This window comes from Amycolatopsis sp. NBC_01488 (assembly GCF_036227105.1).
Taxonomy (GTDB): Bacteria; Actinomycetota; Actinomycetes; order Mycobacteriales; family Pseudonocardiaceae; genus Amycolatopsis.
Genome location: NZ_CP109434.1, coordinates 4959892 through 4985511, shown reverse-complemented (window position 1 = coordinate 4985511; position 25620 = coordinate 4959892). Strand labels below are relative to the sequence as shown.

The window sequence follows — 25620 nt, the reverse complement described above, 5'->3', positions numbered from 1 at the left end:
CTACCGTGCGGCTCGGGGTGACCGGGATCTCGCGCGCCGGCACCCGCGGTTCCTGCATCCGGTGGGAGGTCCGGTGTCCCTGCTGGCGCGGCCCCTGCGGACGGCCGTGTGCACCGTCCTGGTGCTTTCGGGATGCGTCACCGCCGGTCCGGCGGCGGCCGACGAGCCGTCCTGCGGCCACGGCCGGCCGCTGCGCTACGTCGTCACCTTCGACCGCGGCACGGCCGAGTCCTCCGCTCGCGCGCAGGTCGCCGGCGCGTGCGGCGCCACCACCGTCTACTACCCGCAGATCGCCGTCGCCGTCGCGACCTCGGGCGACTCTTCGTTCGGTGCCCGGATCGGGCTCGACCGGGCGTTCAGCGCCCAGGCCGAGCGGCTGGCCGCCCAGCGCGCCACCGAGGTCAGGCCGCAGCCCGCGCGCGCGACGCTGCCCGTCACCGACCCGGCCCGCGTGCCCACCGCGGACCTGAGCGACCGGCAGTGGGACATGCGGATGATCAACGCGGGCCGCGCGCCCGGCACCTCCGGCGTTTCGCCCGGCAGCCGGGACGTCGTCGTCGGCGTCCTGGACTCGGGGATCGACCCCGACCACCCGGACCTCAGCGCCGCCCTCGACCGCGACGACTCCGCGGGCTGCCTGACCGGCGCGCCCGACCGGGCCGAAGCGTCGTGGAAGCCGACGACGTCGGTGCACGGCACGCACGTGGCGGGGATCATCGCGGCGGCCGACGACGGCCACGGCGTGACGGGAGTGGCGCCCGGGGTGCGCGTGGCGTCGGTGAAGGTGATCGACGACCGCGGGTACGCCGACCCGGAGGCCGCGGTGTGCGGGCTGATGTGGGCGGCGTCCCGGCACATGCGGCTGACGAACAGCAGCTTCTTCGTGAACCCGTGGACGCTGTCGTGCATCCGCGGCGACGACCGCGGCGTGGTGCACGAGGCCCTGGCGAGAGCCGTGGAGTACAGCACCTCGGCGGGCACGCTGAACGTCGCGGCGGCGACCAACGAGGCCGTCGACCTGACGCCGTCGGCGCGCTCCGGCTCGCCCGGCGCGGGTTCGGGCTGCGAGGCGCTGCCGGCCGCGCTGCGGGACGTCGTCGCGGTGTCCGCCGTCGGCTCGGACCGGGTGAAGGCGGGCTACAGCTCGTACGGGCTGGGCGTGATCGATGTCACCGCGCCCGGTGGCGAGACGGGCGAGTGCGTGCTGTCGACGGTGCCCGGCGGGTACGCCCCGCTGTGCGGGACGTCGATGGCCGCGCCGCACGCGACCGGGGTGCTGGCCCTGCTCGCGTCGTCGTTGCCGCAGGCCGGGCCGCGGCAGCTGCGGCGGACGCTGGACGCTGAGGCGATGCCGATGCCGTGCCCGGCCGACTACGACCTCACCGGCGACGGGACCCAGGACGCGTACTGCGCGGGGTACGAGGGGTTCAACGGCTTCTACGGGCACGGGATGGTGGACGCGCTGGCCGCCGCCGCGCCCCGGGGACGGCCCGATCCGGCCCGGTGAGGCTCACGTGAGCAGGAGCTTGGCGATCCTCCTCGTCGAGGCCCAGAGGCCGACCGCGCCCAGGACCAGCAGGTAGGCCAGGTTGACCAGCATGCTGCCGGACAGCAGACCGGTCGCCAGGCCGCGCATCAGCTCGATCGCGTGGTACAGCGGGAGGCAGCGGACCACCCACTGCAGCGGCTCCGGGTAGACCGACAGCGGGAAGAACGTCGTCGCGAACAGGAACATCGGCATCAGGCCCAGCGCGATGTAGTCGAACTGGGCCGTCGAGCGCAGGAACGTCACCAGGGCCATACCGATCGCCGAGAAGGCCAACCCGACCAGCAGCGCCGCCGGGACCATCAGCAGCGCCCACCACGACGCCAGCAGCCCCATCGCCGCCGCGATCGCGAGGAACGCCACCGCGTAGACGCCGCCACGCGTCATCGCCCAGCCGATCTCGCCGAGTGCGACGTCGAGCGGGCCGATCGGCGTCGCCAGCATCGCGTCGTACAGCTTCGCGTAGCGCAGCTTGAAGAAGAGGTTGTACGTCGACTCGAAGACCGCGCCGTTCATCGCCGACGTCGCGAGCAGGGCCGGTGCCACGAACGCGACGTAGCCCATCGGGCGGCCGTCCGGGCCGGCCACCTCGGTGACGAGCTTGCCGAACCCCAGCTGGAACGCCAGCAGGTACAGGAACGGCTCGGCCGCGCCGGAGAGGAAGATCAGCCAGCTGTTCCGGTAGACCCGCACCGACCGTTCGACGAGCATGCGCGCGCGGCCCGCGTACAGGCCGGGCGGCAGGATCCGCAGCAGCAGCCCGGCGCGCGCGGGTGGGGCTTGGACGCTCACCATCAGACCACCAGCCTCCGGTAGAAGGCCCGGTGCGCGACCGCCCACCCGGCCGCGAACAACGCCGCGAGCACCGCGAAGTGGCCGAGCATCGCCCAGCCGCCGACTCCCCCGACGCTCAAGCCGCGGGCCAGCTGCGTGCCGTGCCACAGCGGGGAAAGCCAGGCCAGCCAGCGGATCGCGGCCGGCAGTTGCGAGATCGGGAAGAACGTGCCGGAGAACAGGGTCATCGGCATCAGGACGAAGCGGAAGATCAGTCCGAAGCGCTGGCCCTCGTCGAACGTCCGCGCGGCCAGCGCGGCCATCGGCGTGCTGCAGGCCAGGCCGGTGACGGTGCCGGCGAGGATCACGAGCAGCACGCCGGGGCCGGTCCAGGCGCCGAAGAAGAGGGCGACGAACGCGTAGATCGCGCCGGCGAGCGTCAGGCGCAGCGCCGACCAGATCAGGTGGCCCCCGAGCACCTGGCCGGGCGAGACCGGCGTGGCCGTGACGGCCAGGTAGTCCTTCTGCCACTTGAACCCCGACAGCACGGGATAGCTCGAATCGCCGACGGCCTGCTGCGCGGCACCGGCGGCGAGCAGGGCCGGAGCGATGTACTGGAGGTAGGACAGGCCGCCGGTGACCGCGCCGGGCCGCACCTGCGAGCCGAAGCCGAGGCCCATGGCGGCGAGGAACAGGACGGGTTGCAGGCCGGTGGAGTACAAGGTGGACAACCAATGGCGGCGGTACCAGGTCCAGTACCCCTCGACGCGCAGCCAGGCGCCGTGCCACTTGCCGACGACGCGGCCGGTCGGTGCGACGGTGGTCATGGCCGCCTCCGGACGCGGGCCGGGTGCCCGGGGCCGCCGCGGGCAGTGCGGCTGCGGGCGGCTGAGCTGCCCGACGCGAGCGGCAGCGCGCCGCCGACGCGGATGGGCTGGTCGAAGAAGGGGAAGCGGGCGGCGGGCTCCGGGAGCGAGCCGCCAAGACCGGCGCGGTCCGAAAGCGAGCCACCACTATCCACGAGAGCCGAGAGCAGGCCACCACGACCAACAGGGTCGGGGAGCGAGCCACCACGGGCTTCACGCTCCACGGGCGCGCTGCCGCGGGTGACCTGCTTCGCGAGCGGGCCGGGGGCACCGGCGAGGACGATCACCATCAGTCCACCAGCGTCCGCCCGGTCAGACGCAGGAACACGTCCTCCAGCGAACTCCTGCGCACCAGGCTCGACAGCGGCCGGACGCCGCGGGAATGTGCGTGCTCCAGGGTGTCTTCGCCGTTGTCGCTGTACAGCAGCACCCGGTCCGGCAGCACCTCGACCCGCTCGGCCAGCCCCGCCACCTGCTGTGCCGCCGACACCTGCTGCCCGGTCGCGAAGCGCAGCTCCACCACCTCGCGCGTCGAGTAGCGGCTGATCAGCTCCGCGGGCGAGCCCTCCGCCGCGATGCGGCCGTGGTCCATCACGACCAGGCGATCGCACAGCTGCTCCGCCTCGTCCATGTAGTGGGTCGTGACGATCAGCGTCGTGCCCTGCTCCTTGAGCCGGAACAGCCGGTCCCACAGCAGGTGCCGCGCCTGCGGGTCGAGGCCGGTCGTCGGCTCGTCGAGCAGCAGCAGCTCGGGGTCGTTGACCAGGGACCGCGCGATCGTCAGCCGGCGTTTCATGCCGCCCGACAGCGGGTCGACCTTGTCGGCGGCCCGATCTTGGAGCTGCGCGAACTCCAGCAGCTCGTCCGCCTTGCGCCGGGCCGCCGCCCGGGACAGCCCGAAGTACCGGCCGTAGATCAGCAGGTTTTCCCGGACGGTCAGCTCGACGTCCAGGTTGTCCTGCTGCGGCACCACGCCGAGGCGCGCGCGGATCCGCGGCCCGGCGACCTCCGGATCCAGCCCCAGCACGCGGAGGTCGCCGTCGGTGCGAGGTGACACGCACGCGATCATCCGCATCGTCGACGACTTGCCGGCGCCGTTCGGGCCGAGGAAGCCGAACGCCTCCCCGCGCCGCACCTCGGCGTCGATCCCGCGCACCGCCTCGAACTCGCCGAAGCGCTTCACCAGCGCCTTGGCCTGCACCAGCGCCGGTTCCCGGTCCTCCGATTCGTCCACACCCCGACCATACGAGCGGGCACCGACAAAAACCGAACGCTTTAGCCCCGGACGGTCACGACCAGCGGCTCAATCGGTGAACTCCTTGGCGACGAAGCGCAGGAAAGCCGCCGCGTCCGCACCGGAAAGCGCACGGCTGCGGAAGAAGTCGAAGACCTCGAGGTGGTGGGCGATGTCTCTGGCATCACGCAAGGCGATCTCGCCGGAGAACAGCTCGGCGAGCACCAGCCGGTGGTCGTAGACGACGAACGTGTTCAACGGTCCGCCGGGCGTCTCGCCGAACCGGGGCACCACGGAGAGGTCGACATTCGGACGCTCGGCCACGTCGGCCATGTGCCGGCACTGCGCCGCCATGACCGGCGGGCCTGCGTAGCGCCACCGCACAGCCTGCTCGGTCAAGACGAAGAGAAATCGGCGATCCAGGTCATCCAACGTCTCCTGTCGCCGGAGTCTCGCTCCGACCGCCTTGTCGACATCTCGCGCCGGATCTGTCGACACCATCGGAGACAACGCGGCGCGGGCATAGTGCTCCGTCTGCAGCAGACCGCTGGGCATCGCAGGAAGGAACTGACGGATCGTCTTCGACGAATCGGCGAGGACGCGCAGTTCGTCCTGCTTCCGCCAGAGACCGATCCGGGCGGCGGCGCGCCAGGAGGTGTGCTGGACATTGACCCTGCGAGCGAGCGCCACGAGGTCATCGGCCACGCCACGCGGAACCTCGAGGGCGACGAGGATCCGCTCGACGTCGGCAACGCTGGGCGTGATCTTCCGCCCCTCGATCCGGCTGATCTTCGCCTGCGACATGGCACAACGGACCGCGAGCCGCTCGCCCGACAGACCAGCCGCCCGGCGAAGGGCTCGCAACGTCTCGGCCAGGTCGTCCCGCCCGGGCCCAGGCTCGTCAGGTCCGGTATTCACGGAACGGCACGGACTCCGTCAGAGCGAGATCACGCCAAGCCCGGTACTGCGCCAGGTCCGGCCGGTCAAGCCGCATCCGGCCGGACACGGCACCGTCCTCGTCGTAGTCGAGACGCACGATCGTCGAGTCGTCGAAGAACCAGAAATCCTGCTGGGGCAGGTCGAGCGCACGGTTGGTCAGGTCCAGGATGCGGATGTCCTCCCCTGACCGGACGTTGAACTGGAACCCCCACTCGAACTCGTACCGAACGTAGTCAGTGAGCGGCCGGGACACGACACGGACCCGCTGCATGGAGCGGCCCGCTTCGCGATGTCCGGCAACGATGTCCAGCCAACCGTAATGAAGATCGGCGGGCGGCTTCTCTCCCGCGAGGAAGCGGTCGTACTCCTCCCGCTCGCTCGCCACGTCGTAAACCGGGAATGTTTCGAGCCGGAAAGCCGAAAGCCGGAACGTCCGGAACAGCCGGCCCAGTTCCTCACTGCGCAAGAGCACTCAACGCCTCCTTCACCAGTGCTACCGGCAGCTCCACCGCCTGCTCCCCGGCGCCAAGGCACATGCCGTCAGCGGCGAAAACCGCCATTCCCTGCAGGACCAGCGTTCCTCGGTCCGACAGGAACACGGTGTCGCATTCACCTTCCTTGCATTCCTTCGCGAGCCTGGTCAGCTTCACGGCGTCCTCCCCCTTGCTGTCGCAGCAGCCAGGACACTACGGAGCGTCATACACGGTGGCAAGAAGCCCGCTGCTGCGATTCGCGATCTTGCATGAACTGGTTTAGCCGCCGACCGTCACGACCAGCGACTGCGTCACCCCGTTGACCGTCACCGAAAGCCGCGCGACACCCGGCCGCAGCGCCGTCAGGACACCCGAAGCGGGATCGAACGCGACGACACCCCGGCCGACCGTCCAGTCGGCGCTCACCGGGTACGACACCGGCACGTCGCGCGTCCCCTGCCTCAACGAAGCGCGGACGACCGCGCGCTCCCCACGAGCCAGCGAGGACGGCCCCGACACGGAGAGCGAGTCCACGTTCGGCCGCGTCTCGAACCGCACCGGCTGGGCGCGGTCGGCCGGGTCGACGCGCAGCAGCGTCCAGCCGACGAACCCGCCGTCGCCGGGCGCGGCCGCGGGCGCCTTGCCGGAGTTGCCGTTGACCAGGTACGGCACGCCGTCCACGCGCGACAGCGAGAACACGCCGGCATGCGAAGCCACCGAAGCGGCCGGTTTGCCGGACGCCTGCTCGAACCCGGTGAGCCACTGGGTCAGCAGCGTGGCTTCCTTCCGGTCGCCGAGCTGGGAGTTCCCGGTCGGGCTCGGGTCCTTGACCGGGTGGTGCATGGCGACGACGACCCCGCGGATCGACCGGTCGGAAGCGGCGGAGTCGAGTGCCGAGCGCAGCATCCGGACCTGGTCGAACCCGCCCGCCCGCAGCGAACCGCGGGAGGAATCCAGCAGCACCAGCCGGATGCCGTGCACGTCGACGACCTGGTGCGTCACGCCGAAGACGGCCTGGAAGTTGGCGAGGCCGTTGCCGGCTTCGGCCTCGTGGTTGCCCGGCACGTAGTACCAGGGCACCTTGCCGTCGAGCTCCTCGGTGATCACCTGCCGCGCCAGCACGAAGTCGGGTGCCGTGCCGCGGTCGACGAAGTCGCCGTTGATCAGCACCAGGTCCGGCTTCGCCGCGACCGCTTCGCGCAGCGCCCGCCGGGCCTGGGCGACCAGCGGTCCGGCCGGGTCGTCCGCGGTGAACTGCGCGTCGCTGACGACCGCGACGCGGAGGCCGCCGGTGAGCGTGCCGTCGGTGACCAGCGCCGGGTCGTGCGGCGCCGGGTCGGCCGGGACCGACGTCGTCGGCGCCACCTCGAAAGTCAGGTCGTCGAACACCAGCCGGCCTTCGTACTGCTGGTCCGGCACGTTCTCGACGGCGTAGAAACGCGCCAGCCGCTGGCCGTCCGGCAGTCCGGCCGGGACCGCGGCGGTGACGTACCGCCAGCCCGTCCAGTCGACGCTCAGCGAAAGGTCCACAATGGACGCGACGTTCGCCGCGTCGCGCAGCTCCGCCCGCAGCCACGCGCCCTTGCCGTCGCCGTTCACCCACAGCCCGATCTTCTGCGTGCCGGACGGCACGGGCAGTGGCGAGGACGGCGTCACGTACGCGGCGCGCGTCGCGGTCGTGCCGGTGAGCCGGTAGTCCAGGGCGAGACCCTGGCCGCCGTCGCGACCGGGCGCCGCGGACAGCGCGGCGCCGACGACCGCCGGGAACACCGTCGCCGTCCAGCCCGCCGGCCCGTCCAGTGGCGACGCGATCCGCGGCACGGTCCCCACTGACGCGGCCAGGTGCGTGGTGAGGCCCGCCGCCGCCGCGGTGATCGCCGAAGCGCCGGACGCGGTCAGCGCGGTCACCTGGTACCCGTCGCCCGACGGCTCGATCCGCACCACGGAGTGGTCGTAGTCGAGCTTGACGTCGTCGGGCTCCAGCCAGGTGCCGTAGCCGTCCGCGTCGTAGCCGTAGACCTTGAACGTGCTCTTGGCGCCGGCACCGGACAACGCGACCTGCTCGGTGCTCGTGCCGAGCCGGACCGGCTTGCCCAGCACCGAAAGCGTGGTCTTGCCGGACGCGCGGCCGGAGCGCGCGACGACGTCGACGCCGCCCGCGCCGTGTCCGGTCACCACCCCGCGCGTCACCGTGGCCCGCCGCGGGTCCGAGGTGCGCCAGTGCGGGTCGGCGGCGACCGCGGCGCCGGTCTCGTCGTGGCCGTCGGCGACCAGGTGCCGGGTGAGGCCGGTCAGCACGCGGTTCGCGTCCGTGGTCGCGACGGCGGGCGCCGGCGCGAACGCCGTGAGCTTGCCGCTGCCCGGCGCGGTCGCGAAGCCGATTCCGTTGGGCACCAGGCGTTCCCCGCCGTCGGACGGCGCGTTGCGGACGCTCGGCGCGGCTTCGCCTTCGTTGCGCGCGAGGAGCGTCGACGAACCGCCGCCGTCGAGGTTGAGCGCGTCGTCGGCGCCGAGGCTCTTCATGTGCCGCGCCAGTTCCAGCTCGGTCATCCCGCGGCTGTCGGCCTGCCGGCCGTCCACTGTGGCCAGCCACATCCGCGTGCCGTCGGCGGAGAAGCCGACCGCGGTGCGCGGTGCCATGGCGACGTCGTCGACCGCTTGCACGACGCCGTCGTGGAGCAGGACTTCGTTGCCGCCCACGGCGACCGCGATCTTGCCGGCGTCCGACCGCGGCGCGTATGTGACGCCCACCGGGTCGCCCGGCTTCAGCGACGCGAGCGCGTCCGCCCCGGCTTCGCGGGCCAGCAGCAGCGTCGTCCCCGCCGCGATGGGGCCGTCCGCGGGCGCGTTGCGGACCTGCGTGACGACGCCGTCGCGCAGCTCCACCTCGACGACCCGCTGGGCGCCGGCGACCGAGGTCTTGCGGGCGGAAGCGCCCCACAACGGCGTGTAGACGCCGATCGCGTCCTCGTCGAGGACCGGGCTGTTGAAGTTCGTGGCCCGCACCGTGCCGCGGGGCAGCGTCACGCTCGCTTCGAGGAAGATCGAAGCCAGCCGGGCCTTGCCCTCGTCGGTGATCGCGGCCGTGTAGTTGTGGCCGGCCGCGGGCGCGGTCTGCAGCTGCCCGTGGTCGATGCCGACGCCGATCGGCGCGCCGGTCGCGGAGATGTCGAAGAAGTCGCCGTTGACACCAGCGACCGCGCCGGTGCGCGCGACCTGCTGCGAAAGCGGCGTGCGCGCGGACACCGTGCCGGGGCTCAGGTACGTCGGCTTCAGGACCTTGCTGCCCAGGTCGACGGCGAGCGTGTCGCCGCGGATCCACCCGGCCGGGTCGAACCGGTCGAACTGGGTGAGGTCCAGGCCGGGCGCGACCTCCGTGGTCGCGCTCCCGGTGACGAGGCCGTCGTCGGGGTTCGCGGCGGCGAAGGCCGCCGGGCCTTCGTGAGCCGACGACGCGGCGGGCGCGGCCTCGACCGGCGGCGTGCCGAGCGGCGCGCGGAGCGGATCGGCGTGGGCGGGAACGACGAACGCCGTCGCGAACAAGGCGACGAGCGGCAGCGCGATGGGTGACTTCTTCACCAGGTACCCCAGTATCGAGTGAGAGTGAGCCGAACCAGCACAGCGCAGTGGCACGGCCGGGGGAAGACTTCCCGGTGAACGCCGCCTGAATGGTCTAGAACACCATCAAGGGGTCAGGGGTGCTTCGAGCAGCGCGGCCGCGGCGGCGCCCTCGACGCGGGGGTCCGGACCGGTGCGCTTCCACAGCCGCAGCAGGAGATCGCGGGCCGGGGCTTCGACGGTCGCGCCGTCGGCGGCGGGGCCCAGCGCGGGCGGCTCGCCGGGGTGGACGGTCCAGACGTCGCCGGTGTCGGTGGCCCGCAGGGAAACCGGGCCGGGCAGCCGGGGCACGGCGTGCCAGCGGGTCACGCGCGGCAGGAGAGTGGACAGGACCTCGTCGACGCCGTCCGCGGCCACGGCCGGGTCGAGCACGTGAGCGCTGCCCGAGTCGGCGAGGTGGACGGCGGTTTCGTGGACCTGGCGGCGGTACCAGAACGCCTTGGTCTTCTCGGTGCCGCCGAAGTGCCAGCAGCGGTCGCCGGGGTTCGCGGCGTCCAGGGCGGCCAAGAGCCCGTGCGCGCTTTCGGCGTACCAGGACGCCAGGTCGGCACCAGGGCCGTCCTCGAAGCTCTGCCGCTGCGCTTCGCCGGTGATGACGACGGAGGTGGCCCAGCGGTGGACGTTCCCGAGGTGCGTGCCGAGATCGGCCAGCGTCCACCCGGCGCAGTCGGGCACCGGAGCGGCCGGGTCGGCGCTGCGCAGGACCTCGGCGAACGCGCCGGTCAGCTCCCGCAGCACGGGGAGGTAGTCGCGGGCCGGGAACGGCATCGTCGTCATGGTTGCTCCGGGTGCAGGCCGGGGCCACGCGCGGGCGTGGCCCCGGTGCCGGTCACAGGTCGGGGAACCAGAGCTTCAGCTCGCGCTCGGCCGACTCCGGCGAGTCCGAGCCGTGGACCAGGTTGTACTGGGTCTCCAGCGCGAAGTCGCCGCGGATGGTGCCCGGGGTGGCCTTCTCGACCGGGTCGGTGCCGCCGGCCAGCTGGCGGAACGCCGCGATGGCGCGCGGGCCTTCGACGGCGAGCGCGACCAGCGGGCCCGAGGTGATGAACTCCAGCAGGTCGCCGAAGAACGCACGCTCCTTGTGCTCGGCGTAGTGCTCCTCGGCCAGTGCCTGCGGAACGGTCCGCAGTTCGAGGGCGGCGAGCTTCAGGCCCTTGCGCTCGATCCGAGAGACGACCTCGCCGACGAGGCCGCGCGCGACGCCATCAGGCTTGACGAGGACCAGCGTGCGTTCAGTCACGACGGTGTTTCTCCTTGGTACGGGTGCGGGTCGGTGCGCGTGAGCGTAGCCGACCCTGCCCAGCGGCCCTCCGGGTGCGGCTTCTTCGGCCACCGCGACGCCCCGGTGGCCGGCGGCGCGTGCCGGAATTCCCGGGTTTTCCCCCATGTCCGCACATCGTCGCCATCGGTAGCGTGGCGATCACGACAAGGGGGTCAGATGAGACCATTCGGGAAAAGCCTGGCGGTTCTGACAGCGGCACTCACCATCACCACACTGGGGACCGGCATCGCGCAAGCGGGCGAAGACGGCGGGAAGGCCGTCCTGCGCTACACCGAGCACGGCATCCCGCACATCGTCGCGAAGGACTTCGCCGGGCTCGGCTACGGGTACGGCTTCGCGGCGGCGACCGACAACGTCTGCGAGCTCGCGAACATCTACCTCACGGTGAGCGCGCAGCGGTCGAAGTACCTCGGCCCGGACGGCGGCGGCTACCCGTCGCTGTCCGAAGCCGGCAGCAACCTGCACAGCGACCTGTTCTTCCAGCGAATCAACGACTCGGGCGTCGTCGACAAGCTGGTCGCGCAGCCCGCGCCGCAAGGGCCGCGGCCCGAAGTCCGCCAGCTCGTTTCGGGCTACGTCAAGGGGTTCAACGCCTATCTCGCCCGCACCGGCCGGTCCGGGATCTCCGACCCGGCCTGCCGCGGCGCCGCGTGGGTCCGGCCGATCACCGAGCAGGACTTCTACCGGCACTTCTACGCCATCGCGATCACCGCCGGCCAGGGCGTGGTGACCGAAAGCCTGTTCACCGCGCCGCCGGCCGGCGCAACACCGGCGCCGGGCACGGCCGGGCAGCTCTCGGACAAGGTCCGGGCGGCGCTCGGCGGGAGCGGGCTGGGCAGCAACGGCATCGCGATCGGCGCGGACTCGACCGCGGCGGGCCAGGGCAGCGTCCTGCTCGGCAACCCGCACTACCCGTGGCAGGGCGGACGGCGGTTCTGGCAGAGCCAGCTCACCATCCCCGGCCGGTTCGACGTCGCCGGCGGGAGCCTGCTCGGGATGCCGTTCGTCCAGATCGGGCACACCGCCGACGCGGCCTGGACGCACACGGTGTCCACGCCCGTCACGTTCGGCTTCTTCGAGGTGCCCCTGAAGGCGGGCGACCCGACGACGTACCTCGTCGACGGCAAGCCGGAGAAGATGACGTCCCGGGACGTCACCGTCCAGGTGCGCCAGGCCGAGGGCTCGCTGAAGCCGGCCCACCAGACGTTCTGGTCGACGCGGTACGGCTCGGTGATCGGCGACTTCCAGGGCATTCCGCTGCCGTGGACGACGAAGTCGGCGTACGCGGTGCGCGACGCCAACGCGACGAACCTGCGCGGCCTGAACACGTGGTTCGAGCTGGACCAGGCGCACAGCACGGGTGACGTCGTCCGCGCGCTGAGCGACACCCAGGGCGTACCGTGGGTCAACACCATCGCCACCGACCGCGCGGGCAACGCGCTCTACGCGGACATCCAGGTCGTCCCGCACGTCACCGACGAGCTGGCGAAGACGTGCAGCACTCCCTTGGGGCAGGCGACGTTCGAGCAGGTCGGACTGGCCATTTTGGACGGTTCGAAGTCGTCGTGCCAGTGGGGTGCCGACCCCGGCGCGCTCGAACCGGGCATCTTCGCGCCGTCGCGGCTGCCGCAGCAGCAACGCCGGGACTACGAGCTGAACACGAACGACAGCGCCTGGCTGGCCAACGCGAAAGCACCGATCACCGGCTACCCGCACATCGTCGGCGACCTCGGCACCGAGCGTTCGCCGCGCACGCGGGAAGCCTTGCTCACCGCCGAAAAGGGCGAGTTCACGACGGACTCGATGAAGAAGATGCTCTTCGCCGACCACAGCCTGTTCGCCGACCTCACGGCGGCGGACCTGGCGAAGCTGTGCGCGTCGTTCCCGGGCGGGCAGGCGCCGTCGTCGTCCGGCCCGGTCCCGGTCGGCGACGCGTGCACCACGCTGGCGAGCTGGGATCACACGTACACGCTCGACACCCGCGGCTCGCTGCTGTTCGAGCGGTTCGCGAGCCGGCTCGGCGGGGTGGCCCGGTTCACCGTGCCGTTCGACCCGAAGGCGCCGCTGACCACGCCGAACACGCTCAACGTGGCGAATCCGGACGTGCGGACGGCGTTCGGGGACGCGCTGGCGGACCTGCGCGCGGCGGGCCTCCCGGCGGACGCGCGGCTGCGTGACGGCCAGGCGGTCACCCGCACCGGCGACCGGATCCCGATCCACGGCAGCCAGGGCTTCCTGGGCGTGCTCAACGTCATGACGCCGCAGTGGGATCCGGCGCGCGGGAACATCGAGGTCGTGCACGGGTCCAGCTACATCCAGGTGGTCGGCTTCCGCGGGCGCGCGTGCCCGGACTCCTCGACGTTGCTGACGTACTCGCAGTCGGCGAACCCGAACTCGCCGTACTTCAGCGACCAGACGAAGCTCTACAGCCGGAGCGAGTGGGTGCAGGAACGCTTCTGCGAAGCCGACATCCTGCGCTCCCCCGCGCTACGGGTCGTTGTGCTCCGCTAGCACTAGTGCCGGGCAAGCGCGTTCTCGTGGTGGGCCGAGGCCCGGTGACCCGGGTCCTGGCGCCCTCACCACCCGGGTGCGCGCGTGCCGGCACCCGTGAGGGTCAGCGCGGGGGTTGCTGGCTCGCGAGGGTGCCGGCCGCCATGCGGCGGGCGACGTCCTTGCGCAGCCACAGCAGCCACAGCCAGATCGCCAGGAACACCACGCCCAGCACGGAGATCGCCGGCAGCCAGAACACCAGGGCGATCAGCACCACCTGCAGTGCCAGGATGACCGGCACCGCCCACGGCTTCTTGACGAACCCGCACAGCACGACCAGCACCAGCGCGACCGCCAGCACCGTCCAGCCGGTGCCCGTGCCGAACCCGCCGCCGAGCTTGTTCACCACCGGCAGCGCGAGGGCGACCGTGATCGCCTCCATGATCAGCGTTCCCGACATCACGCCGCGGAAGCCCTTCATCGGGTCCTTCGGCTTCGGCGCTTCCGCGGTCTCGCTCACGCCGGCTCCTTCCCGAACAGCGTGCGTGCTTCGCCCGCGGTGACCACCGAGCCGGTGACGAGCACGCCGCCGCCCGCGAGCGGCTCTTCGGGGTCGTCGTTGGTCTCCACCAGGGCGATCGCCGTCTCGATCGCCGTCTCCAGGTCGGTCTCGGCGACCACCCGATCCTCACCGAACACCGAGATGGCCAGCTCGTTCAGCTCGTCGAGCGGCATCGAGCGCGGCGACGAGTTGCGTGTCACGACGATGTCGGACACGACCGGCTCCAGCGCATCGAGGATGCCGTGCGCGTCCTTTTCGGCCATCACGCCGACCACCGCGACCAGGCGGCGGAAGGCGAACTCCTCGGCGACGGTCGCCGCCAGCGCGCGGGCGCCGTGCGGGTTGTGCGCCGCGTCGAGCAGGACCGTGGGCGCCGAGCGGACCCGCTCCAGCCGTCCCGGCGTCTCGACCTCGGCGAACGCCTCGCGGACGGCCTCGACGACCAGCTGCCGGTCCTTGCCCGCACCGAAGAACGCCTCGACCGCGGCCAGCGCGAGCGCGGCGTTCGCAGCCTGGTGGGCGCCGTGCAGGGGCAGGAAGATCTCGTCGTACACACCGCCGAGGCCCTGCAGCTTCAGCAGCTGCCCGCCGACGGCGACCTCCTTCTCGAGCACGCCGAACTCGCTGCCCGCGCGCGCGACCGCGGCGTCGACCTCGACGGCGCGTTCGAGCAGCACCTTCAGCACCTCGGGGTCCTGCTCGCCGATGACCGCGACCGAGCCGGGCTTGATGATGCCCGCCTTTTCGCGCGCCGCGCCCAGGATGTCCGGGCCGAGGTACTCGACGTGGTCGATGCCGATCGGGGTGATGACCGCGACGTCGGCGTCCGCGACGTTCGTGGCGTCCCAGGCGCCGCCCAGGCCCGCTTCGAGCACCGCCGCCTCGACCGGCGCGTCGGCGAACGCGGCGAACGCCATCCCGGTGAGGATCTCGAACTTGCTCATCGCGACGCCGTCCGCGGCGGCACCGTCCACCATGGACACATAGGGCGCGATGTCGTGCCACAGCTCGGCGTAGCGCGCGGCGGAGATCGGCACGCCGTCGAGCGCGATCCGCTCGGTGACCAGCTGCAGGTGCGGGCTCGTGTAGCGGCCGACGCGCAGGCCCATCCGGGTCAGCAGCGCGTCGATCATCCGGGCCGTGGAGCCCTTGCCGTTGGTGCCGGCGACGTGCAGCACCGGGTAGCCGCGGTTCGGCTCGCCCAGCAGCTGCGTCAGCGCGGAGATCCGGGTCAGCGACGGCTCGATCTTCGTCTCGGGCCAGCGCTGGTTCAGCTCGGCCTCGACGGCCATCAGCTCGCGGCGCGCCTCGGGGCCGTCCGGGCTGCCGTACACCTCGGGTTCGCCCTGGTCGTCGAGCTCGTGCAGCTCGGTGTCCTCGGGCACGGTCAGGTCGGGCACCGGGCCGGTGGCGAGGTTGTCGCCCAGCTGGCCGACGCCGCCGATACCGCCGCGCGCGCCGCCGCCCGCCTCGAACGCGGTGTCGCGGACGTCCAGCTCCGGGTCGTGGTCGTCGGACTCCTCGTAGCCCGACGTCCCCAGTTCGTCGACGCCCGCGAAGCTGTCCAGATCCGACAGGTCCGGCTCCCGACCTGTCTCATCCTGCGGCACTGACTCTCCTCCGGCCTGGGGTTTCGCACTTGCCTTCCGAGTCTACGTGCGCCGGGGATGGCACTCTCGACGCATGCCGTTCAACCACAACGACCACTACCACCCGCTGCTGCTGGACCAGCTCCCGCCCGGTCCGGGCATCGCGCTGGACGTCGGGTGCGGCACCGGCCGGTTCGCGCGGCGGCTGGCCGCGACCGGCATGGCGGTGGAGGCGGTCGACGTCTCGGCCGCGATGGTCGAGGCGGCGGCGGGGCTCGGTTCGCCGGGGCCGGGCGAGATCGTCTACCGGCAGGCCGACGTCACCACCGACGCGCTGCCCGAAGCCCACTACGACTTCATCTCGTGCCTGGCGTCGCTGCACCACATGCCGTTCGGGACGGTCACCAAGCTCCGCCGCGCACTGGTGCCGGGCGGGGTGCTCGTGGTGCTCGGCCTGGCCCGGCCGAGCACGCCCGCGGACTGGGCCAAGGCGGTCGCGGCCGTCCCGGTCAACGCGCTGGCGCGACTGGTCGTCTACGCCGGCGAGCGGCTGAACGGCGGCCCGGAGGACGGCCCGAAGGCCCCGGTCGTCGACGACTACCCGACGCTGGCCGAGCTGCGGCGCGAGACGGCGCGGCTGCTGCCCGGGAGCACGGTCAAGCCGTTGCTGTTCTGGCGCACCCTGATCACTTACCGTGAGCACGGCGACGGTGACCCGACTGGCGGGTGAAGTCCGTCCCCCGACGGTCCGGCGCTCGCTAGAAGTGGACGCAGCGTTTCCGGAACAGAACGGGGTCTTCATGCGCATCACCCGGCTGCTCGTCGCCGTCGTCTCGGCAGCCACTCTGCTCGCCACCACCGCGGCCGCCGCTTCGGCGGAGCCGCGGTTCCACCACTACGTCGCCCTCGGCGACTCCTACACCTCCGGGCCCTTCATCCCGGTCCAGCGGCTCGACCCGCTCGGCTGCGGCCGGTCGACGGCGAACTACCCGTCCGTGGTGTCGAACGCGCTGCACGCCGGCGAGTTCACCGACGTCAGCTGCGCCGGCGCCGACACCGGCTCGATGACCCATCCCCAGGCGGTGCCCTTCAACGGCACCAACGCCCCGCAGCTGGGCGCCCTGCGCATCGACACCGACCTGGTCACCCTCGGGATCGGCGGCAACGACTTCGACGTCTTCGGCCGCTTGACCGCGACCTGCCCGGGCCTGCGTGCGGCCGACCCGACCGGCAACCCGTGCGAAGACCACTTCACGAGCAACGGCGTCGACACGGTGAAGACGGCGATGGCGAACATCGAGCCGCGCGTCGAGGCCGTGCTGGCCGGGATCCACCAGCGGTCTCCAGGGGCGCGCGTGCTCGTCGTCGGCTACCCGCGGATCGCGCCGGAGAAGGGCTACTGCCCCGACATCCTGCCGTTCGCCGACGGCGACTACGCGTGGCTGAACCGCGTGGAGAGCGATCTCAACCAGGCGCTGGAGGACGCGGCCGCGAACGGCGCCGCGGAGTTCGTGGACACGTTCGGCCCGTCGCGCGGCCACGACGCGTGCGCGCGCGGCGGTTCGGCGTGGATCAACGGCAAGGACCAGAACATCTTCGAGGCGGCCGCGTACCACCCGCTCAAGGCGGGGATGGCGGGCGTGGCCGCCGTCGTGCTCAAGTCCCTGCGCTGACCCCGTTCGCGCCGAAGGCCCACGGCGGCCTTCGGCGCGACGGTCAGGCGTGTGCCGCGACGAAGTCCAGCACCAGCCGGGCGAACTCGGCGGGCAGCTCGGCCGGAGCGCCGTGCCCGGCGTCGATCGTGGCGGCCCGCGCGTCCGGGATCGCGGCGACCAGCTCGCGCTGCTGCTCGGCCGTGATGAGCCGGTCGTGCGCGCTGCCGAGCACGAGGACGGGCGCGGTGATCTTCGGCAGGACCGGCCGCAGGTCGACGGTCCGGTCCGTCGCGATCTGCCGGTCCGTCCCGGGCTCGATCATCGTCTCGAGTGTCTTGACGAGCTGTTCGTTGCTCTCGGCGGTGGCCTGCTCCCAGTAGCGCGGGCCGAAGGCCATCAACGGGAGCATGCGGGCGAAGGTGCCGGTCGCGAGCAGGTCCAGCCAGTAGCGGAACTCGGCGTCCTGCCTCGTGTCGGTGGCCGGCCACGCCGCGTGCAGGACGGCCGAGCGGACGCGGTGCGGACGGGTGCCGGCCAGCTGGGCCGCCACCACGCCGCCCAGCGAGTGGCCGACGACGTGGGCCGCGTCGACTCCCGCGTGGTCGAGGACGGCTTCGGCTTGGACGGCGAGGTCCTCGACGGTGATCGGGCCGCCGTGGTCGGTCGTCCGGCCCGAGCCGGGGAAGTCCGGGGCCAGGACGGTGAAGCGGCCCGCCCTCGCCGTCAGCGGTCCCCACTGCTCGCGGGAGGCCGCGGTGCCGTGCAGCAGGAGCAGCGCGGGGCCGTCCCCGGTCCGGTCGTAGTGGACGACGGTGTCGTCGACGGTCACTTCGGGCATGGTCGTCTCTTTCAGGCGATCGAGCGGAGGGCGGCGGTGAAGGCGCGCGGGTTTTCCTGGTGCGGCACGTGGCCGCAGCCGGCGAGGACGTGCACGCGGGCGCCGGGCGTGGCGGCGGCGCAGCTGCGCGGGACTTCGAGCGGGATCTCGGCGTCGAGTTCGCCGTGCAGGTAGGTGATCGGGACGGTGAGGTCCGCCAGCCGGGGTCGCGGGTCGTAGGTGGTGCACTCGGTGAACAGCTCGTCGATGTAGACGCCGGAGTCGAGCAGCTGCCGGATCGTCCAGTCGGCCAGCCCGGGCGCGGCGGCCGGGCCGAACCAGTTCGGCACCCAGCCCGCGAACGTGCCGGTGCGATCGTCGACGAGCCGTTCCCGCAGGTCGTAGACCTTTTCCCGGATACCGGCGCTCGGCCAGTACCCCGGGCTGTCGACGGCGACGACGCGCGTGACGAGTTCCGGCCGGGCCAGCGCCAGCTCCGTCGCGAAGATCCCGCCGATACTCGAACCGACGACAGTCGGCTTCGCACCGAGCTTTTCGATCACCGCGGCGACGTCGGCGGTGATGGCGGCGATGGTGTTTCCCTCGGCGGGGTGGTCCGAGCGGCCGCAGCCGCGCCAGTCGAGGGTGATCACCCGGTGGTCGCGCACGAGATCGGGCAGGCAGCTTTGCCAGACGCGGCCGCTGGTTCCCCAGCCGTGCAGGAACAGCAGGGCCGGGCCGTCGCCGGCGTCTTCGTAGTGGAGCCGGGTGTCGTTGACGTCCAAGTAAGGCATGCCCCGAGCTTCGTGTCCGGGTGCTCGCTTTTCGATGGGCAGTCCGCTCCTACACTGATCACGGATTCTTATGAATGGGGTGGTCCGTGGAGCTTCGCCAGCTGAGGTACTTCGTGACGGTCGCCGAGGAGCTGCACTTCGGCCGGGCGGCGGCGCGGCTGACCATCGTCCAGCCGGCGGTGAGCCAGCAGGTCCGGCGGCTGGAGCGGGAGCTGGGCGTCCCGCTGTTCGCGCGGACGACGCGAAGCGTGTCGCTGACGGAGGCCGGGCAGCGGTTCCTGCCGCACGCGCGAGCGGTCCTGGCGGCGGCCGACCGGGCGGCGGATTCGGTTTCCGAGTTCCGACCGTCCGGGCCCCTGGTCCGGCTGGGCACGAGCGAAGGCCTGGGCGACCGGCTGGACGTCCTGCTGGGCGCGTTCGCGCGGCTTTCCCCTTCGGCTTCCTTGGAGCTGGTCCACGCGCCCACCGCACACCGGCTTCAGCGGGTCCGCGACGGTTCGCTTTCCGCGACCATCGTGCGCGGCTCGTGGCCGTCACCCGGCCTCGACTTCACTCCCTTGTGGACGGACGAGGTGCTGGTGGCGTTGCCCGCGTCGCATCCCCTGGCTTCGTCCGCGGAGGTTTCCTTCGCCTCGCTGGCGTCGCTCCCGGTGCGGCTGAGCCCGCCGTCGCGGAACCAGCCGCTGCACGACCTGGTCGTGTCGTGCTGCCGCGAGGCGGGGTTCGAGCCGGTGCTGGGCAAGGAGTTCACGACGGCGCAGGACACGTTGGGCACGCTCGGCTTCGGCCGTCCGCATTGGACGGTGTTCTACCGGGCGCACGCGAACCTGCTGCCGATCCCGGGCGTGGTGTTCCGGCCGTTGGTGGACCCGTCACCGCGGATGCCGACGTACCTGGCGACGCCGTCGGACCGGCGGCTGACGCCGGAACTGGTGGCCCTGATCGAAGCAGCGCGGACGATCGAAGCCGACTGAGCAGCCCCCGTTTTCCACGCTATCGGAGGGGTACGACAAAACCCGGCGCTCTCATGGGAAAGTGCCGGGCTCGTCCACAACTTCAGGAAGCCGGGAGCGCCGCCAACCGAGCCGTGATGCGGTCGATGTCCGAGGCCGCCGTTTGCTTGCGGGTCTTGATCTTGTCGATCACCGGGGCCGGGGCCTTGGCGATGAACGCCTCGTTGCCCAGCTTCGCCTCGGTCTGGGTCAGCTCCTTCCGCGCCGCCGCCAGGTCCTTCTCCAGGCGCTTGCGCTCGGCGGCCACGTCGACCGTGCCCGACAGGTCCAGCTCGACCGTGACCACCGCGTCCGCCAGGGCCACTTCCAGTGCCGCGCTCGCCGCGAACTCCGGCGTCGGGGCCGTCAGGCGGACCAGGGAACGGACCGCCTCCTCGTGGCCGCCCGCATAGCCCGTCAGGCGGGCCGCCACCTTCTGGCCCGGCTTCAGGCCCTGGTCCGCGCGGAAGCGGCGGATCTCCGTCACCAGCTTCTGGACGTCCGCGATCCGGGTGTCGGCCACCGCGTCCGCGTACCCCTCGAAAGGAACCGGCCAGGAAGCGACCACCACCGAGGAACCGCCGGTCAGCGCCGTCCAGAGCTTCTCCGTGATGAACGGGATGAACGGGTGCAGCAGCCGCAACACCGTGTCGAGCACGTGCCCCAGCACCGAACGGGTCGCCGCGACGCGCGCGGAATCCCCTTGGTACAGCTGGACCTTCGCCAGCTCCAGGTACCAGTCGCACAGCTCGTTCCACGTGAACTGGTAGAGCGCGCCCGCCACCTTCGCGAACTGGAAGTCCTCGAACAGACCGTCCACTTCGGACACCAACGCGCCGAGACGGCCGAGGATCCAGCGGTCGGCCTCGGTCAGGTCGGCGGCAGCGGGAAGATCGGAAGCGACCGAAGCGCCGTTCATCATCGCGAACTTCGTCGCGTTCCACAGCTTCGTGCAGAAGTTGCGGGAGCCCGCCGCCCACTCGTCGGCCAGCGCCATGTCCGCACCCGGGTTCGCGCCGCGGGCCAGGGTGAAGCGGGTGGCGTCCGCGCCGTACGCGTCCATCCACTCCAGCGGGTCGATCACGTTGCCGCGCGACTTCGACATCTTCTTGCCCTGAGCGTCGCGGATCAGCCCGTGCAGGTACACGTGGTCGAACGGCTGCGACCCCTTCATCTGGTGCACGCCGAACATCATCATCCGGACGACCCAGAAGAACAGGATGTCGTAGCCGGTCGACAGGACGCTGGTCGGATAGAACTTGGCCAGGTCGTCCGAAGCGGCAGGCCAGCCCAGCGTCGACATCGGCCACAGGCCCGACGAGAACCACGTGTCCAGCACGTCCGGGTCCTGCGTCCAGCCCTCGCCGGACGGCGGCTGCTCGTCCGGGCCGACGCACACGACTTCACCGTCCGGGCCGTAGTACACCGGGATCCGGTGGCCCCACCACAGCTGGCGCGAGATCGTCCAGTCGTGCATGTTGTCGACCCAGTCGAAGTACCGCTTGCCCAGCTCCGGCGGGTGGATCTTCGTCCGGCCGTCGCGGACCGCGTCGCCGGCCAGCTTGGCCAGCTCCTCGACCTTGACCCACCACTGCAGCGACAGCCGCGGCTCGACGACCGTGTCGCAGCGGGAGCAGTGGCCGACCGCGTGCACGTACGGGCGCTTCTCGGCGACGATCCGGCCCAGCTCCCGCAGCGCCGCGACCACCGCGGGCCGCGCCTCGAACCGGTCGAGCCCCTCGAACGGGCCCGAAACCGTGATCTCCGCGCGCTCGTTCATGATCGTCAGCATCGGCAGGTCGTGGCGACGGCCGATCTCGAAGTCGTTCGGGTCGTGCGCCGGGGTCACCTTGACCGCGCCGGTCCCGAACTCGGGGTCGACGTGCTTGTCGGCCACGATCGGGATGCGGCGGCCGGTCAGCGGCAGCTCGACCTCGGTGCCGACCAGGTGCGCGTACCGCTCGTCGTCCGGGTGGACGGCGACCGCGGTGTCGCCCAGCATCGTCTCGGCGCGGGTGGTCGCCACGACGATCGCGTCGTCACCGTCGCCGTAGCGGATCGAGACGAGCTCGCCGTCGTCGTCGTTGTGGTCGACCTCGATGTCCGAGAGCGCGGTCTGGCAGCGCGGGCACCAGTTGATGATCCGCTCGGCGCGGTAGATCAAGCCCTCGTCGAAGAAGTTCTTGAACACCGTCTGGACGGCCTTGGACAGGTTCTCGTCCATGGTGAAGCGCTCGCGCGACCAGTCGACGCCGTCGCCGAGGCGCTTCATCTGGCCGAGGATCTTGCCGCCGTACTCGGCCTTCCACTCCCAAACGCGCTCGACGAACTTCTCGCGCCCCAGGTCGTGGCGGGAAAGGCCCTCGCCGGCCAGCTGGCGCTCGACGACGTTCTGCGTCGCGATGCCCGCGTGGTCCATGCCCGGCAGCCACAGCACCTCGTAGCCCTGCATGCGACGGCGGCGGCTCATCGCGTCCATCAGGGTGTGGTTGAGGGCGTGCCCCATGTGCAGGCTGCCGGTGACGTTCGGGGGCGGCAGTACGATCGAGAACGGCGGCTTCCCCGACGAGGCGTCGGCCGTGAAGTACCCGGCCGCTACCCAGCGGTCGTACATCGGGGCTTCCTCGGCGGCCGGGTCCCAGGCACCCGGAAGGTCGGTGGTCTGCTGCGGAGCGTTCTCGGTCACAATGGACAAGTCTACGAACCCGTCACGGCGGGTCACCCAGGGGGAAGGCACTCGGGATGGCACAGCCTCAGCAGCCGCAGGATCCGGACGACCGGCGCCTGGAGACGCACCCCGACCTGATGAACCCGGATTGGCAGAAGCACGCCCAGCGGGACGCCTGGCTGGGCGCGAAGAAGGATCTCAAGAAGCGCCGCAAACGCGAGGGCCGCGCGGGCGGCCACCAGCCGGGGCACAGCCGCTGGCCGGGCCTGCTGGCCCTGCTGCTGGTCGTCGTCCTGGTCGCCGCGGCGATCGTCGTGCACCAGATCCAGGGCGTCGGCGTCAACGAGGACCCGTTCCTGTTCTTCCGCTAGTAACGCTCGTCCCCCGCTGTCGATGATCAGGCATCGACCTTGGGGGAAGTACGTGGACGACGACGACCTGCTCGATTCGCACCCGGACCTGATCGATCCGGAGTGGCGCAAGCACGCGCGGACCGACGCCTGGCTGGGCTCGAAGAAGGACCGCAAGCAGTTCCGCAAGCAGCAGAAGCGCGCGTCCCGGAAGCCCCGGCGACGCTGGTGGGTCTTCGCCGTCTTGGTGGCGATCCTGGCCGTGACCACCGCGGCGATCGTGCTGGTCGGCCGCCGGCCCGCCGAGAACGCCGCGCCGCCGAACCCCACCGGCGTTCCGCAGTACGCCCGCGTCGACCTCGCCCGACCCTATGCGAACACCCCGGCCGACGCCTGGCCGAAGGGCCTGGACGGGATCACCGCGGCCCAGGCCGGGGCCGCCGAAGCCGCCGCGTACGCCAAGGTCAAGCACGTGATCTCGGCGGCCCGGCTCGATCCCGCGGTACTGACCGGGCACGACCCGAAGGCGTTCCTCGCCCTGGTCGCGCCCGACATGCGCGACCAGCTGACCGCGGTGCTGGCCCGCAAGCCGACGAAGGACACCGCCGGCTTCGACTCCTACCTGACCGAGATCGCCGACGGCTACCACCTGCTCGACGCCGGGCCGCGCACGTTCGGCACCCTGACGGCGCACCCCGGCGGCAAGCCCGGTGAGCTGGCCGTCGACGCCAAGTACGTGATCGCCTACGCCTTCGACAACGTCCACCCGGAGGGGCTGACGAGCCCGGCGGAGATCGTCAGCTTCCTGCGCGTGGACGAGACGTACGTGCTCCGCAGCGGCCGGACCTTCGCCGCGAGCAGCAACGGGCTCTGGCTCGAGAACGTCCACAGCGCGTTCTCGTCGGTCGGCTGCGCCGCCGCCCGGGAGGGCTTCCTCGCCCCCGGCTACGCGAACCCGCCGACCGGCCCGGGCACCGGCGCGGACCAGGACGCGCCCGGCTACTACGACCCGAAGTACCCGGTGCCGACCCTCGACGGCTGCAACTGAGCATTCTCGTCACATCCGGATGCACAGTCTGGACTGTACAGCTAGACTGTGTGTATGGGCGAAGTACCCGCACACGTCGCCGAGAGCGCCGGCTGGATCCGCGCGGTCGTCGGGCAGCTGCACCGCCGGCTGCGCCAGGTCGACAACGCCGGCATCCTGACGCCGTCGCAGTCCGCCGTGCTGAACCGGCTCTACCGCGAAGGTCCCGCCACCCAGGGCGAGCTGGCCGCGGCCGAGCACGTCCGGCAGCAGTCGATGGCCGCCACGCTCGGCGTCCTCGACGAGCTCGGCTACCTCGCCCGCACCCCCGACCCGGCCGACCGGCGCCGCGTGGTCATCAGCCTGTCCGAATCCGGCACCGACACCGTGCGCGGTGTTTTCCAAAACCGCGACGAGTGGCTGGCCCAGGCCCTGCTGGACGAGCTGTCCCCGGCCGAGCTCGACGCCGTCACCCGCGTGCTGCCGCTGCTGCAGCGCGTGGCCCAGCACTAGACCTCCTCGGCCGGTAAGAGAAAGGGCGTTCTCACGAGTACCGTCACCGCCCCCGCGAAGTTCGGCGCCCGCCTGGTCACCCCGCTGGTGGCCGGCGCGGTGCTCAACCCGATCAACTCCACCCTCATCGCCGTCGCGCTCGTGCCGATCGGCCGGAGCTTCGGCGCCGGGCCCGGCCAGACGGCCTGGCTGATCTCGGCGCTCTACCTGGCCACCGCGGTCGGGCAGCCGGTGGTCGGCCTGCTGGTCGACCGCTACGGCGCCCGCCGCGTGCTGCTCGGCGGCGCGACGCTGGTGATCATCGCCGGGATCGCGGGCATGATCCCGCTCTCCGTCGGCTGGCTGACCGGCGTGCGGGTCGTGCTCGGCCTCGGCACGTGCGCCGGGTTCCCGGCCGCGATGGCCGTGCTGCGCCACCACGCCGAGGCGACCGGGCAGGGCGTGCCCGCCCGCGTGCTCTCGGTGCTGTCGATGTCCGCGCAGACGGTCATGGTGATCGGCCCGACGCTCGGCGGCGTGCTGATCGGCCTCTTCGGCTGGCCCGCGATCTTCGCCGTGAACATCCCGCTCGCCGGCCTGTCGCTGGTGCTGGCGCTGCTGTGGGTGCCGAAGGACGACCGCGGCGCACGCACCGCGAAGCGGATCGACGTCCTGGGCATCGCGCTGTTCTCCGCAACCCTGCTCGCGCTGCTGTTCTTCGTGATGGACCCGGGTTCCGAGGCCTGGCTGCTCGCCGTGGTCGCAGCGCTCGGCACCGCGTTCACGCTCGTCGAGCTGCGGCGCGGCGACCCGTTCCTCGACCTGCGGATGCTCGCGGCAAACCGCGCGATCCTGCGGACCTACCTGCGGCAGGCCCTGAGCTTCATGGCCATCTACGCGATCATGTTCGGGTACGTCCAGTGGCTGGAGACGACGCGGCAGCTGTCCGAGGAGGCGGCCGGGCTGATGCTGCTGCCGATGTCGGGCACGGCGGTCTGCGCCGCGGCGTTCTCCGGGCGCGCGTCCGGCATCCGGGCGCGGCTGGTGACGGTCGCGGTGGCTCTCGTCGGCGGCTCGGCGTTGCTGCTGCTGGTCCACGACGGCACGTGGGCCGGCGCGCTGCTCGCGCTGGCCGCGCTGTTCGGCCTGGCCCAGGGCCTGACGAGCGTCGCGAACCAGACGACGTTGTACCGCGAGGCCCCGGCCGAGCAGATGGGCACGGCGAGCGGCCTGTTCCGCACGGCCCAGTACCTCGGCGCGATCGTGGCGTCGACGCTCATCGCGCTCTGCTACGGACCGCACGCCGACTCGGCGGGGCTGCACCGGCTGGCGGTCGCGCTGATCGTGGTCAGCGTTCTCCTGCTCGTCGTCACCGTCGCCGACCGGGGACTGCGCGCCGCCGAAGCCTGACCCTGTTGGCGCTTCACGATCATCGAGGCGCACGATGAACGC

General features: G+C 71.8%; 24 protein-coding genes. 9 read left to right on the top strand and 15 right to left on the bottom strand.

Annotated elements, in window-relative coordinates:
• Positions 1-73 precede the first annotated feature (73 nt).
• Entirely contained in the window at positions 74-1507 is a 1434-nt protein-coding gene (locus OG738_RS24050) for a S8 family peptidase (protein WP_329044252.1), read from the top strand.
• A gap of 3 nt (positions 1508-1510) precedes the next feature.
• Here the strand turns inward: OG738_RS24050 and OG738_RS24045 are convergent, their stop codons facing one another.
• The 10 genes from OG738_RS24045 to ndk all read right to left on the bottom strand — a co-directional run bounded on the left by OG738_RS24045 (position 1511) and on the right by ndk (position 10690).
• A complete protein-coding gene (locus OG738_RS24045) occupies positions 1511-2341 on the bottom strand; it encodes an ABC transporter permease (protein ID WP_329044250.1) in 831 nt (276 codons plus the stop codon).
• Complete coding sequence (locus OG738_RS24040; RefSeq protein WP_329044249.1) at positions 2341-3147, bottom strand: ABC transporter permease; 807 nt, start codon at positions 3145-3147, stop codon at positions 2341-2343. Before OG738_RS24040 ends, OG738_RS24045 begins: the two co-directional genes overlap by 1 nt.
• Positions 3144-3476 carry a hypothetical protein gene (locus OG738_RS24035; protein WP_329044247.1) on the bottom strand — a complete coding sequence of 111 codons (333 nt, stop codon included), beginning with the start codon at positions 3474-3476 and terminating at the stop codon, positions 3144-3146. Before OG738_RS24035 ends, OG738_RS24040 begins: the two co-directional genes overlap by 4 nt.
• Positions 3476-4420 (bottom strand): ABC transporter ATP-binding protein, encoded by a 945-nt coding sequence (locus tag OG738_RS24030; protein ID WP_329044246.1) that lies wholly within the window; start codon positions 4418-4420, stop codon positions 3476-3478. The genes OG738_RS24035 and OG738_RS24030 overlap by 1 nt, the downstream gene beginning before the upstream one ends.
• Positions 4421-4489: 69 nt before the next feature.
• Positions 4490-5338, bottom strand: a complete 849-nt coding sequence (locus OG738_RS24025) for a helix-turn-helix domain-containing protein (protein WP_329044245.1) — start codon at positions 5336-5338, stop codon at positions 4490-4492.
• Positions 5322-5831: a DUF6879 family protein gene (locus OG738_RS24020; RefSeq protein WP_329044244.1), complete on the bottom strand. Its 510-nt coding sequence runs from the start codon at positions 5829-5831 to the stop codon at positions 5322-5324. Before OG738_RS24020 ends, OG738_RS24025 begins: the two co-directional genes overlap by 17 nt.
• A complete protein-coding gene (locus OG738_RS24015; protein ID WP_329044243.1) occupies positions 5815-6009 on the bottom strand; it encodes a hypothetical protein in 195 nt (64 codons plus the stop codon). Before OG738_RS24015 ends, OG738_RS24020 begins: the two co-directional genes overlap by 17 nt.
• Before the next feature lie 102 nt (positions 6010-6111).
• Positions 6112-9411, bottom strand: coding sequence for a phosphodiester glycosidase family protein (locus OG738_RS24010; RefSeq protein ID WP_329044242.1), 3300 nt, complete (start codon positions 9409-9411; stop codon positions 6112-6114).
• Between the two features lie 105 nt (positions 9412-9516).
• Positions 9517-10227, bottom strand: coding sequence for a maleylpyruvate isomerase family mycothiol-dependent enzyme (locus OG738_RS24005; RefSeq protein WP_329044241.1), 711 nt, complete (start codon positions 10225-10227; stop codon positions 9517-9519).
• A gap of 52 nt (positions 10228-10279) precedes the next feature.
• Positions 10280-10690 (bottom strand): nucleoside-diphosphate kinase, encoded by a 411-nt coding sequence (gene ndk, locus OG738_RS24000; RefSeq protein WP_004561228.1) that lies wholly within the window; start codon positions 10688-10690, stop codon positions 10280-10282.
• 198 nt (positions 10691-10888) lie between these two features.
• Between ndk and OG738_RS23995 the strand changes: the two genes are divergently transcribed.
• Positions 10889-13243 carry a penicillin acylase family protein gene (locus OG738_RS23995; RefSeq protein WP_329044239.1) on the top strand — a complete coding sequence of 785 codons (2355 nt, stop codon included), beginning with the start codon at positions 10889-10891 and terminating at the stop codon, positions 13241-13243.
• Between the two features lie 103 nt (positions 13244-13346).
• Here OG738_RS23995 and OG738_RS23990 read toward each other — a convergent pair whose 3' ends face one another.
• Together OG738_RS23990 and folC are read right to left on the bottom strand one after the other, a co-directional pair.
• Entirely contained in the window at positions 13347-13703 is a 357-nt protein-coding gene (locus tag OG738_RS23990) for a DUF4233 domain-containing protein (protein WP_329056816.1), read from the bottom strand.
• Between the two features lie 35 nt (positions 13704-13738).
• Complete coding sequence (folC, locus tag OG738_RS23985; protein ID WP_329044237.1) at positions 13739-15394, bottom strand: bifunctional tetrahydrofolate synthase/dihydrofolate synthase; 1656 nt, start codon at positions 15392-15394, stop codon at positions 13739-13741.
• 73 nt (positions 15395-15467) lie between these two features.
• Here folC and OG738_RS23980 point away from each other — a divergent pair, with 73 nt between their 5' ends.
• Both OG738_RS23980 and OG738_RS23975 read left to right on the top strand, forming a co-directional pair.
• Positions 15468-16103: a class I SAM-dependent methyltransferase gene (locus OG738_RS23980; protein ID WP_329044236.1), complete on the top strand. Its 636-nt coding sequence runs from the start codon at positions 15468-15470 to the stop codon at positions 16101-16103.
• Positions 16104-16173: 70 nt separating this feature from the next.
• Positions 16174-17046, top strand: a complete 873-nt coding sequence (locus tag OG738_RS23975; RefSeq protein ID WP_329044235.1) for an SGNH/GDSL hydrolase family protein — start codon at positions 16174-16176, stop codon at positions 17044-17046.
• A gap of 43 nt (positions 17047-17089) precedes the next feature.
• Here the strand turns inward: OG738_RS23975 and OG738_RS23970 are convergent, their stop codons facing one another.
• Positions 17090-17866, bottom strand: coding sequence for an alpha/beta fold hydrolase (locus OG738_RS23970; RefSeq protein ID WP_329044234.1), 777 nt, complete (start codon positions 17864-17866; stop codon positions 17090-17092).
• Positions 17867-17877: 11 nt separating this feature from the next.
• Positions 17878-18639, bottom strand: a complete 762-nt coding sequence (locus OG738_RS23965) for an alpha/beta fold hydrolase (RefSeq protein ID WP_329044233.1) — start codon at positions 18637-18639, stop codon at positions 17878-17880.
• A 74-nt stretch (positions 18640-18713) separates the two neighbouring features.
• On the opposite strand from OG738_RS23965, the gene OG738_RS23960 reads away from it, so the two are divergent.
• Positions 18714-19613 carry a LysR family transcriptional regulator gene (locus tag OG738_RS23960; RefSeq protein WP_442875805.1) on the top strand — a complete coding sequence of 300 codons (900 nt, stop codon included), beginning with the start codon at positions 18714-18716 and terminating at the stop codon, positions 19611-19613.
• Positions 19614-19695: 82 nt separating this feature from the next.
• On the opposite strand, the gene OG738_RS23955 is transcribed toward OG738_RS23960, so the two are convergent.
• Positions 19696-22317, bottom strand: a complete 2622-nt coding sequence (locus OG738_RS23955; protein ID WP_329044232.1) for a valine--tRNA ligase — start codon at positions 22315-22317, stop codon at positions 19696-19698.
• Positions 22318-22373: 56 nt separating this feature from the next.
• On the opposite strand from OG738_RS23955, the gene OG738_RS23950 reads away from it, so the two are divergent.
• The 4 genes from OG738_RS23950 to OG738_RS23935 all read left to right on the top strand — a co-directional run bounded on the left by OG738_RS23950 (position 22374) and on the right by OG738_RS23935 (position 25578).
• A complete protein-coding gene (locus tag OG738_RS23950) occupies positions 22374-22670 on the top strand; it encodes a hypothetical protein (protein WP_329044231.1) in 297 nt (98 codons plus the stop codon).
• Positions 22671-22722: 52 nt separating this feature from the next.
• Positions 22723-23697 (top strand): hypothetical protein, encoded by a 975-nt coding sequence (locus tag OG738_RS23945; RefSeq protein ID WP_329044230.1) that lies wholly within the window; start codon positions 22723-22725, stop codon positions 23695-23697.
• A 54-nt stretch (positions 23698-23751) separates the two neighbouring features.
• Entirely contained in the window at positions 23752-24189 is a 438-nt protein-coding gene (locus OG738_RS23940; RefSeq protein WP_329044229.1) for a MarR family winged helix-turn-helix transcriptional regulator, read from the top strand.
• Between the two features lie 87 nt (positions 24190-24276).
• On the top strand, positions 24277-25578 hold the full coding sequence (locus OG738_RS23935) for an MFS transporter (RefSeq protein ID WP_329044228.1): 1302 nt from the start codon (positions 24277-24279) through the stop codon (positions 25576-25578).
• Positions 25579-25620: the final 42 nt, after the last annotated feature.